Genomic DNA, 10302 nt, shown 5'->3' with positions numbered 1-10302 from the left:
AGGGGTGAATAATTGGGGTTAACGGTTATTTATACATATCTATTTTTTCAAATCTTCAGTCATATGTTCACCTGTGACCTAGGCTTTACGAGTGCCTTGCTCTACCAACTGAGATAAATCGGCGATTACACTTACAGTATAGCACTCTGAGAATAGATGTCAAGGAATTTTCATCTCTATTAGAAAAAGCCTGTCCTAAGACAAGGCTTTGAGTTTCTTCATCTTAGGATCCAGCACTTTCATAAGAATCCAAGCCCCTGTCCCATAGTTTCAAGGAAATACCAAAAAAGACAAGGGAAATCAAAATCAAACCTCCGATGTTAAAGAGTACATCCTTGTCCTGCAAGAAATAGCTAGCAGGATAGTAGGCTGTAAAGGCGAAAGGCACGATAAAGCTAATCAACCAACGAAGAAGAGAATTGTAAATAGAAATCGGATACTTAGCAAAGTCATTGAACATATAGAAGATGTAAATCATGGCGCCTGACTGCTTAGTCCAAAAGGCGATACTGGCTGTTGCGATTTTAAGAGAAGTATAAATCAAGGTCGCAAAAGGAATACAAACTAGGAAAAGCAGGAATTTTGGAAGAGTCCAAACAATGCTGGTCATGGTTGTTCCCAATAAAATACCACCGACCAAGAGTTCGCCTAAGGCATCAATCTGAAAGGTCTCAACCAAGATGTGAAAGAGAGGATTGATAGGACGAGTCAGATACTTATCAAATTCTCCTTTTCGCACCAAGCGTTGCCCCAGTGCCCAGAGATTGTCAAAAAAGAGATGGTCCAAGCCCTTAGGAATCAAGGAAAAACCATAGATAAAGGCAATTTCTTGAAAAGTCCAACCTTCTAGGGATGGGATGTGTTGAAAGATGACATTGAGAAATAAGAGATTCAGGCCTTGAGTCAGAAAGACTCCCAAGACACCAACCACAAAATCCACCTTGTATTCCATGATTTGCTTGATGTATTGTCTGATAAAAATCAGATGCATGCGTTGATATTTTTTCATACTAACCTCCTTGAATGGTGATAAAGGACTGGACTCGTTTCCAAATCAACTGAGACAAGCCCACCATCACTAAGAGCCAGAAAAACTGCAAAGCGAGTGCCTGAAGCATCTGATTAGCATCGTATTTCCCAACAATAATCATGACTGGGGTATAAATCAAGGATGAAAAAGGCAGGAAGGACAGAATATCTGCAACAACCTTTGGAAAGAAAGCCAAGGGAATCAAACTTCCAGACATAAAGGCCACTATGGAAGTCTTGAGTAGATTGGAACCCCAAAGATTTTTAAACACAAAGGCTGAAAATCCAAAGCAAATATTAAAGAAAAAGTTAATCAGATAAGCCAAAGTTAGGCTAAAGAGATAAAGGACAGTTAATCCCAGCACTTCTACAATCCCTTGCCCAGATAAGATTTTCATCAAAACAATGACACTTAAAAATGGAAGGCCAACGCTGATAAAAATCAACCACTTGGAACCAAGCTCGGTGAAAAGATAGGAGGCCGCAAAATGCACTGGTCGCAACAAACGCATGATAATGGAGCCATCCTTGACCTCCTCCCCAATCATAAAGGACGAATCGGATCTAGTCAGAAGATTGGTCACAAAACTCATGATGATGTAGAGGGTGATATCCGCCATACTGAAGCCCTGAATCAAAGACTCTTGCGAAGAATCAAAGACAGCCTTCCAGAGATAAAAGGCCACAAAAGCCCCCATGACATCGCCTATTCGATAGAGAATAAAGTTGACTCTATAGGTGATCAATTCCTGAACACCTGCATTGATAAAGGGTTTATAACGTCTCCACAATTTGACCATCTTAGAGCTCCTTTCGGTAGAAGCGACGGATAATATCCTCAATATCCGTATCCACCATCTTCAAATCGCGGATTTCAAAATCAGACAGGGTTTGCTTGATAATATCAGCTGACTGGTAGCGAGAACTATCGAATTCAATGTTGAGGCTGTTTCCTTGTCTATCAATGGTCATATCCGAAAAACCTTCATAGTGAGAGACGAGATGACTTTGACCTGGTAGCAGTTCAAAGGAGAGCGTCTTCATCTTGCCAAAGGTTTCCTTGAGTTGGCTCACCGTTCCATCAAAAATTTCCTGCCCCTTGTCAATCATGAAAATCCGATCACAGAGTTGCTCAATATCGCTCAAGTCGTGAGTGGTCAGGAGAATGGTTGTTTCTTCCTCCTGATTGATCTGAGTAATGGCACGACGAATGTTATCCTTGACCGAAACGTCCAAACCAATGGTCGGCTCATCTAAAAAGAGAACCTTGGGATTGTGGAGCAAGGAAGCTGCAATATCCGCCCGCATCCGTTGTCCCAGTGAAAGAGTTCGCACAGGATCCTTGATAAAGTCCTTCAAATCCAAGACTTCATTCAAAAAGTCCATGCGCTTATGAAAGAGCGAGTCTGGCACATCATAAATCTCTTTCAAAACCGTGTAGGTCTCTTGCAGTGCCAAATCCCACCATAGCTGGGTGCGTTGTCCAAAAACAACCCCAATATCTTTGACATAATCTTGCCGATTGTCCTGGGGAATCTTGCCGTTAATCCGACAAAAACCAGATGTTGGTTTCAAAATTCCTGTCAGCATTTTAATGGTTGTCGACTTCCCAGCACCATTTGCCCCGATAAATCCTAAAATCTGCCCTTTTGGAACCTCAAAGGTCAAATCCTTGACCGCTTCAAAGGTCTGCTTTTCAGGATGAATAAAGGAGCGCAAAGCCCCCTTCAAGCCCGGTTCCTTAACAGTCTTCACAAAATTTTTCTGAAGATGTTCCACTTCTATCATTGCCATATCTATCTCCCTATCATAAGGAATAGCAACATTGTGTTTTTAACTACAAATATTCTAAATCCTTACTTTCTACACCTTCTATATTTTATTACTACAGAAGGCTTTATACCAATCTATTATAGTCCAATAAAAAACAGAATGCAAGCGTTTGCCTATGGATTGTGAAATTAGGATTTCTCTCATAAAATAATACTTTTAATCAAAAATTCAGTTGAATAGTTTAAATTACCAACCTACTCATCTTCTCACCAGAGGGCGGTATTAACTTTGATCATAAAATCGGATACTCCCTCTATCCAGAAAATATGCTCAAAATGATTGTCTCTAAACAATACCTGCTCTTTTACCTCATTCATGAAAAAGAAGTCCATACCCTGAGAATTATCAACTCACGCACCGACTACCTAAACCAACTCGACCACTTCTTTCGTACATGTAGGAAACTATTTTCCTCACAAATAATCTCATTATAAAATCCAATAAATTTTTTTAGCTCACTTGAATATTTTCTTTGTATCGTTTTATCAGCTTCAATCTGATTTAGACTTGTTACCTTGGAACGACTTGAAATAACCTTTGTAAAATAACACTTAAGACTTTCATCATCTCGTATAAATTTTTCAATAGTGATATAAAAAGCTTTCATATTCTGTTTGTAATCAGATATTAATTGATTAATTTTATCATTCTGATGAAGATTCGATACCATAATATATAGCGGATTGAAATAAGATGAGAACAAATTGATTGGAAAAGTAAAATTAATTTCTATAAATGTTTTAGCAATTGTTTCATACTATTTTAGATTCAGTCTACTATACATAAACTAACCTCCTCATTATTAGCAAGGCTTCTACTGATTATAACCTAATTCTTAGACTACTTCAAGACTAACTGTCCAATAATAATCTACAGATAAATCATCCACTCTTAATCAAATTTTATTCAATCCATCTACTCATTCCCAAAAGGTTGCTGTATAATGCAAGACATTTTTCTTACTGCTTTTACTTTTCCTTACCCTCAATTTAGTGAGCTAATAAATTATTCTTCTTCAAAAGGTTGAGATTTATCTAGTAACTCTAAAACATTAATGGTAGGTAGCAACATTGCTTCACTGCTATCAATTGCCGAAACTATTGAAACAATAGAACGTAAATAAGGATAAAGAATAGCAGTACCATTTACGTATAGAATATCGGTGATATTTTCATCTATATTTATTTCAAAATATCCTATTACAGTTACAGATATTTTTTTCATGGCATCTTTGTCAACTAAAGAAACACTAAGTTTTACGGCTCCATGACTATAATCATCTGTATGACCAACCTTAACTATGGGATATAATATATCGAAGGTAAATGTGAACAAATTGATTAGGGAATTTAAACCAACTTCTAACAATGTGTTATACTCAATGAAAATCAAAGAGCAAACTAGGAAACTAGCCGCAGGTTGCTCAAAACACTGTTTTGAGGTTGTAGATGGAACTGACGTAGTCAGCTCAAAACACTGTTTTGAGGTTGTGGATAGAACCGACGTAGTCAGCTCAAAACACTGTNNGACGAAGTCAGTAACCATACTCACGGCAAGGCGACGTTGACGTGGTTTGAAGAGATTTTCGAAGAGTATTAGAAATCTCGATGGACTATTCCAGATTTATTCCACTAGATTTTGAAATCAAAAAAAGTTGAGACATAGCGTCTTCAACTTTTTTACATTACTTTAACTACTGATTAAAGTGAGTTTACGTCAACTTTGATACCAACACCTTGAGTAGTTGTGATAGTCAAGTTTGTTACGTAAGTTCCTTTAGCTGTAGCTGGTTTTGCTTTTTGGATTGTTTCGTTGAAAGCTTTAAAGTTTTCAACCAATTTTTCAGCTTCAAATGATACTTTACCGATGATTGCTTGAACGTTACCTGCACGGTCAGCACGGTAAGTGATTTTACCACCTTTAGACTCTTCAACTGCTTTAGCAACATCCATTGTTACAGTACCAGTTTTAGGGTTTGGCATCAAGTTACGTGGTCCAAGGACACGTCCAAGACGTCCAACAAGAGCCATCATATCAGGTGTAGCGATAACTACGTCGAAGTCCAACCAACCGTCGTTGATTTTAGCAACAAGGTCATCTTCACCAACAAAGTCTGCACCAGCAGCTTTTGCTTCTTCAGCTTTTGCACCGCGTGCGAAAACAAGAACGCGTGAAGTTTTACCAGTACCGTTTGGCAATACCATTGCTCCACGGATTTGTTGGTCAGCTTTTTTAACGTCGATGTTCAAGTTGTAAGCAACTTCTACAGTTGCGTCAAATTTTGCAAAGTTAGTTTCTTTTGCAAGTGCTACAGCTTCTTCTACGCTGTATGCTTTTGTGCTGTCGATTTTCTCAAGAGCAGCACGAAGTTGTTTGCTTTTTTTAGCCATTTTCTATTCTCCTTGTAAGTGGTTCAATCGATTTTCATCTCCCACGTCACTCCTCGAAATGATGAAGTCTTGCGGGTTTTCAGTCTATTACTTTCCTTTTCCTACAGCCTTAAGTTCCCTTGCTGTACCCAAGTACAAGTATCAGTCACTTGCCTAGTATGAAAAGCAACTAATAGACTGCTGTGAGATTTTCTACTGTGTTATTGATTAGTCAACAACAGTGAATCCCATAGAACGAGCAGTACCTTCGATCATACGCATTGCAGACTCTACGTTTGCTGCGTTCAAATCTGGCATCTTAGTTTCTGCAATTTCTTGTACTTGTGCACGAGTAACTGTAGCAACTTTAGTTTTATTAGGTGTACTTGATCCTTTTTCAACACCTGCAGCTTTTTTCAAAAGAACAGCAGCTGGTGGTGTTTTCGTAACGAAAGTAAATGATTTATCTTCGTAAACTGAGATAACAACTGGAATAATCATCCCAGCTTGGTCAGCTGTACGAGCGTTGAACTCTTTTGTGAATCCCATGATGTTGATACCAGCTTGACCAAGAGCAGGTCCAACCGGTGGAGCTGGTGTAGCTTTACCAGCAGGGATTTGCAATTTTACAAGTTTTTCGACTTTTTTAGCCATTTTTAAATCCTCCTTTGTGGTTTTGGCGGTAATTAGAGATTTTTACCTCCCACAAGTATGCTTTTCACATACCCATCTATTATACACTATTTATCTGGAATTGCAAGAGAAAAGTTTATTTTTTAATCGACGTAATCTCCGCCTTCAAAGCCGTAATACTCTTCCAAACTGAGACCACTTGCAGCAATTTCTTTTGCTTCTTTTCCGACATAACGCAGGTGCCATTCTTCAGCCATATAGTCTGTTTCCTTTTCCTTGCCTTTGAGATAACGGACAACAAAGCCATAATCAGCTGCATGATCCAAAAGCCATTGGGCTGCTTTTTCTTCTGTTACCAAATCACCATCAGTCCCAATCACATCAAAGGCCAAGCCTGTCTGGTGTTCGCTATAGCCAGGTCGAGCAGAATAACGGTCGGCAGCTTCTTTCCCATCTTGATTGACATAATCTTGGTAGAGTTTGGTCTGAGTTTCATAACTTCTAAAGCCACTGTAATGGTCACTGATTGGGAAGCCTGCCTCTTGCATGGCTTTGATGAGTTTGACCAACTCAGCCTTGGCTGTTGGATTTTCCCCCGGATTATAGTCTTTCGACAAAGGATAGTGTTTATTGGCTACGATGATTTCATCGTATTTACCCTGAATGCTATAGTAATCACCTTTATTGACCACTTCTGCTTTGTTCTGGGCAGTCCCTTGAGACTTACTGCCGACTGTGCCATCAGCCTTGGCTGTCTGTTCTGTCTTAGCTTCTCCGTCTTCATTTTTTGCTTTTTCTTGTGAACAAGCTGCTAGACTCAAGGATATCAAGGCTGTCAAGACAAGGTATCTTTTTTTCATTTCTACTCCTTTATTTCTAATAGTTTATCTACTTCTGACGATAAACATTCGACTAATTTTTTAATCTCTTCCGGTTTTGCTTGGCAGGTTTCTGCTGTCATTTCTTCAAAGGGAACCCACCAAACTGGACCACGTCCATTGAGACCGTGACCATTCATATCACCGCTTCGTCTAGGAAAAAAATGCCAGTGGAGATGGGCATCGCCATTTCCTAGCAGTTCAACATTCATTTTCTCAGCAGCAAAGGCCTTGGCAACTGCCTCTTGGACTAGACTCATTTCTTCGAGAAAACGTAGTCTTGTTTCCTTTTTCAAATGGTGCAATTCGGTAACGTGTTCCTTGGCTAGAAAAAGACTATAGCCTGCAAAATACTGGTGATCTCCAATGACTACATATCCTGTTCCTAATTCTTTGACAAAATAGGGATTTTCTCCCTTCTTGATGAGCTCAATTCTCTGGCAAATCAGGCACATATTAGTCTACCAATGCGCTCTTCAGATAAGCATCAACCATACGCTCTGTTGCAACCACCGAGTCAATATGAGTACGCTCATAAGAATGGCTAGACTCGATACCAGCACCGAGAAGGGCGTGTTTAACCTCTGCCCCTGCAGACATAGCCGCTGAAGCGTCAGAACCATAAAATGGATAGATATCCAGCTTAAATGGAATATCTTGTTCTTTCGCCAAGGCAACCAAATGTTGACGGAAGTCATAGTGATAAGGTCCAGAAGCATCCTTGACACAGATGGACACTGTGTACTCATCTGTTTGCTGGTCATCTCCCATAGCTCCCATATCAACAGCCAGATATTCGACTACCTGAGCAGGAATATTAGAGTTAGCCCCATGTCCCACTTCTTCAAAGACTGAAAAGGCAAAATGAGTTGTTACAGATAATTCAATCTTCTCTTCCTTATAAATGCGAAGCAGATTAAGCAAAATCGCTGCGCTGACCTTATCATCCAAATGACGAGACTTGATAAAACCTGTCTCTGTCACGACAGTTCGTGGGTCAAAACTGATAAAATCACCGACCTCAATCCCCAAGGCACGAGTTTCTTTTTCATTGGTTACTTTGGCGTCCAAACGCACTTCCATATTGTCCTGGGTGCGTTCTGCAGTTCCTGCATCCTTGTAGACATGGCAAGAAGTTTGGTGGATGAGGATGGTACCTGATAGCTTTTGACCTGTACTAGCCACATGAACGGTACAGTTTTCTCCTTCAATCATGTTCCAAGGAAAGCCACCGATACGATCCAATTTGAGACGGCCGTCTGGTTTGACAGCACGGACAATAGCACCCAGCGTATCTACATGGGCAGTCACATAGCGGTGTTGTTCATCTTTTTGACCTTTAATGGTCACATTGACACCGCCCTTGGCTGTGCGAACTGGCTGACAACCAAAATCTTCTAAAGTCTTGACTAAATAGTCCGAAATCTCACGAGTGAAGCCCGTTGGCGACGCAATAGCTGTCAGTTCTTTGATATATTCTACTGTTTGATTCATTTATTTACCTCTTTTGCTACCTATTATAACACATTTATCATCGGATAAAAAAAGAAAATCACTCCTGTAGCCTTGACTACAAAAGTGATTTTATACTCAATGAAAATCAAAGAGCAAACTAGGAAACTAGCCGCAGGCTGTACTTGAGTACGACAAGGCGACGTTGACGCGGTTTGAAGAGATTTTCGAAGAGTATTAGTGATTATTCCATTTCAAAAACATCACTTTCTTGCTTGTTAGGTAGAACCAATGAGAGCAAGATTCCAACGATGGCTGGCACCAACCATGGGAGTGAGGCCTTGGCAAAAGGAAGAACGCTAACAAGATTTGCAAAAAATTCAACCTTAAAGGAGCTTCCTAGTACGCTTGCAATGCCAATAGCTGTAACAACAGCAATTGTCAACTGCATACCTGGTTTTGAAAGAGCCACGAATTTGTTGACAATGACAATCATAACGATGGCAATGGTGATTGGGTACAAGATAACCAGTACAGGGATTGAGTACTTGATAATCGCATCAAGACCCAAATTGGCAATGACAAATCCAATCAAGGTAAAGGCTGTCGCATAAACCTTGTAGCTGATTTGTGGGAAACGCTCATTAAAGAACTCAGCTGTTGACACAATCAAACCAACAGTTGTTGTAAAGCAGGTTACGGTAACCATAGCTGCAAGGAAGAGTTGAGCTGTTGAGCCAAATATTTCTTGAGTGGCTTGTGACAAGATGTAAACACCTGGTGTTCCACCCTTCATAGCCTCAGCTGGTACTGGGAAATGATTTCCAAGGAATCCTAAACCAATGTAAAGAGCACTGAAGGCAAGGGCTACAACGATACCAACCACCCAAATAGTCGAAATGTATTCTTTCTTACTTGAAAATCCAAGTTGTTTCAAGGTTTGAACTGCGATTACGCTAAAGGCAACTGAAGCAAGGGCATCCAAGGTATTATAACCTTCTAGGAAACCTGTACCAAAGGCAGAAGCTTGATAAGCAGCTGAAGCAGCTTGAGGACTTGTTCCACCGTATTTGATAGCTCCTAAAACAACCAAGATAACGATCAAAATCGCAAAGACTGGCGTTAAAATACGTCCAATGCGATCCAAGATTTTTGATGGATTGAGCGAAATTAGATAGGCTGCTGCAAAATACAGAATCGTAAAGACAATCAAACCAAGACCTTTATTTGCATCCGACAAAAGGGGGCTAATCCCTACTTCGTAAGCTGTTGTAGCTGTACGTGGGATAGCAAAGAATGGACCAATTGACAAGTAAAGAACTGAGAGGTAAAGAGTCGCAAACCAAGGCGCTATCTTTGTTGAAATCTCGTAAATATATCCTTTAGGATTTAGCGTTCCAATAATAAGGGTCAAAACGGCGATACCTACGCCTGAAAAAACAAAACCTGCGATGGCAGGAAGAAAATGTTCTCCAGATAGAGCACCTAGAGAAGGCGGAAAAATCAAGTTCCCCGCACCAAAAAATATTCCAAACAGGAGCAAACCTGTTAGGGCACCTTTTTTAGCCATGAAAATCTCCTTCATATTTATAAAATACTGACCTAGTATATCATGAATAGGAGTATGAAAAAAGCTTCACGAAGTAAATATTGAATGTTTTCAAGATTCTTAAAAATGAGAATTGTCTAAAAATAAAATTCTCCTACCCAGTCCACACCAAGCAGGAGAAAATTCTTACGTTTAGAGTTCTTCAAAGGCCGTCATGCCACCTTGTACATTGATAACCTCATAACTTTGTTCAGCTAGAAATTGGCAAGCACGCGCCGATCTCATTCCAGATTTGCAAATAACATAATGTAACTGGTTCTTATCCAACTGATCATAGGTATCAGCCAATTGACTAAGTGGTAGGTTGTGGGCACCTTCTAAATGAAGAGTTTCAAATTCGTCCACTTCTCTCACGTCCACTAGAGAAAGTTGGTCGTTTTGATAAAGCTGGTAAAATGCGTCAAAGGTTATTTCTTTCATTCTTTTTCTCCTAATGCTCTTCGAAAATCTCTTCAAACCACGTCAGCGTCGCCTTACCATAGGTATGGTTACTGACTTC

Annotated in this window: 12 protein-coding genes; all 12 read right to left on the bottom strand. The window is 39.9% G+C overall.

What is annotated here, in order from left to right; translation table 11 throughout:
• Positions 1-223: 223 nt before the first annotated feature.
• Positions 224-1009 carry an ABC transporter permease gene (locus B4W83_RS02080; protein ID WP_000760735.1) on the bottom strand — a complete coding sequence of 262 codons (786 nt, stop codon included), beginning with the start codon at positions 1007-1009 and terminating at the stop codon, positions 224-226.
• Position 1010: 1 nt separating this feature from the next.
• Entirely contained in the window at positions 1011-1829 is an 819-nt protein-coding gene (locus tag B4W83_RS02075; protein WP_000240166.1) for an ABC transporter permease, read from the bottom strand.
• 1 nt (position 1830) lies between these two features.
• A complete protein-coding gene (locus B4W83_RS02070) occupies positions 1831-2823 on the bottom strand; it encodes an ABC transporter ATP-binding protein (protein WP_001240792.1) in 993 nt (330 codons plus the stop codon).
• A 400-nt stretch (positions 2824-3223) separates the two neighbouring features.
• A complete protein-coding gene (locus B4W83_RS13765) occupies positions 3224-3469 on the bottom strand; it encodes a hypothetical protein (protein ID WP_007284765.1) in 246 nt (81 codons plus the stop codon).
• Positions 3470-3867: 398 nt separating this feature from the next.
• On the bottom strand, positions 3868-4230 hold the full coding sequence (locus tag B4W83_RS02060; protein WP_000895069.1) for a protein-export chaperone SecB: 363 nt from the start codon (positions 4228-4230) through the stop codon (positions 3868-3870).
• A 332-nt stretch (positions 4231-4562) separates the two neighbouring features.
• The gene (gene rplA, locus B4W83_RS02050; RefSeq protein ID WP_001085675.1) at positions 4563-5252 is read right to left on the bottom strand and encodes a 50S ribosomal protein L1; all 690 of its coding nucleotides are present in this window, start codon (positions 5250-5252) and stop codon (positions 4563-4565) included.
• Positions 5253-5459: 207 nt separating this feature from the next.
• A complete protein-coding gene (gene rplK / locus B4W83_RS02045; RefSeq protein WP_001085812.1) occupies positions 5460-5885 on the bottom strand; it encodes a 50S ribosomal protein L11 in 426 nt (141 codons plus the stop codon).
• A 122-nt stretch (positions 5886-6007) separates the two neighbouring features.
• Positions 6008-6724 carry an LD-carboxypeptidase LdcB/DacB gene (gene ldcB, locus B4W83_RS02040; protein ID WP_000747759.1) on the bottom strand — a complete coding sequence of 239 codons (717 nt, stop codon included), beginning with the start codon at positions 6722-6724 and terminating at the stop codon, positions 6008-6010.
• 2 nt (positions 6725-6726) lie between these two features.
• Entirely contained in the window at positions 6727-7197 is a 471-nt protein-coding gene (locus B4W83_RS02035) for an HIT family protein (RefSeq protein WP_000335625.1), read from the bottom strand.
• Position 7198: 1 nt separating this feature from the next.
• On the bottom strand, positions 7199-8236 hold the full coding sequence (locus B4W83_RS02030) for a M42 family metallopeptidase (RefSeq protein WP_001077209.1): 1038 nt from the start codon (positions 8234-8236) through the stop codon (positions 7199-7201).
• A gap of 202 nt (positions 8237-8438) precedes the next feature.
• The gene (gene brnQ / locus B4W83_RS02025) at positions 8439-9764 is read right to left on the bottom strand and encodes a branched-chain amino acid transport system II carrier protein (RefSeq protein WP_001074575.1); all 1326 of its coding nucleotides are present in this window, start codon (positions 9762-9764) and stop codon (positions 8439-8441) included.
• A gap of 171 nt (positions 9765-9935) precedes the next feature.
• Positions 9936-10223, bottom strand: coding sequence for a rhodanese-like domain-containing protein (locus B4W83_RS02020; RefSeq protein ID WP_000659161.1), 288 nt, complete (start codon positions 10221-10223; stop codon positions 9936-9938).
• Between the last annotated feature and the right edge of the window lie 79 nt (positions 10224-10302).

It is taken from the genome of Streptococcus pseudopneumoniae ATCC BAA-960 = CCUG 49455 (assembly GCF_002087075.1).
Lineage (GTDB): Bacteria > Bacillota > Bacilli > Lactobacillales > Streptococcaceae > Streptococcus > Streptococcus pseudopneumoniae.
The sequence above is the reverse complement of the archived record's forward strand: the minus strand, read 5'-3'. Positions and strand labels throughout refer to the sequence as shown.

Bases quoted from the DNA above. Each gene is read 5' to 3' on its own strand.
- rplK (WP_001085812.1), bottom strand. From the start codon at position 5,885: ATGGCTAAAAAAGTCGAAAAACTTGTAAAATTGCAAATCCCTGCTGGT.
- B4W83_RS02080 (WP_000760735.1), bottom strand. From the start codon at position 1,009: ATGAAAAAATATCAACGCATGCATCTGATTTTTATCAGACAATACATC.
- ldcB (WP_000747759.1), bottom strand. From the start codon at position 6,724: ATGAAAAAAAGATACCTTGTCTTGACAGCCTTGATATCCTTGAGTCTA.
- B4W83_RS02020 (WP_000659161.1), bottom strand. From the start codon at position 10,223: ATGAAAGAAATAACCTTTGACGCATTTTACCAGCTTTATCAAAACGAC.
- rplA (WP_001085675.1), bottom strand. From the start codon at position 5,252: ATGGCTAAAAAAAGCAAACAACTTCGTGCTGCTCTTGAGAAAATCGAC.
- brnQ (WP_001074575.1), bottom strand. From the start codon at position 9,764: ATGGCTAAAAAAGGTGCCCTAACAGGTTTGCTCCTGTTTGGAATATTT.
- B4W83_RS13765 (WP_007284765.1), bottom strand. From the start codon at position 3,469: ATGAAAGCTTTTTATATCACTATTGAAAAATTTATACGAGATGATGAA.
- B4W83_RS02030 (WP_001077209.1), bottom strand. From the start codon at position 8,236: ATGAATCAAACAGTAGAATATATCAAAGAACTGACAGCTATTGCGTCG.
- B4W83_RS02070 (WP_001240792.1), bottom strand. From the start codon at position 2,823: ATGGCAATGATAGAAGTGGAACATCTTCAGAAAAATTTTGTGAAGACT.
- B4W83_RS02035 (WP_000335625.1), bottom strand. From the start codon at position 7,197: ATGTGCCTGATTTGCCAGAGAATTGAGCTCATCAAGAAGGGAGAAAAT.
- B4W83_RS02075 (WP_000240166.1), bottom strand. From the start codon at position 1,829: ATGGTCAAATTGTGGAGACGTTATAAACCCTTTATCAATGCAGGTGTT.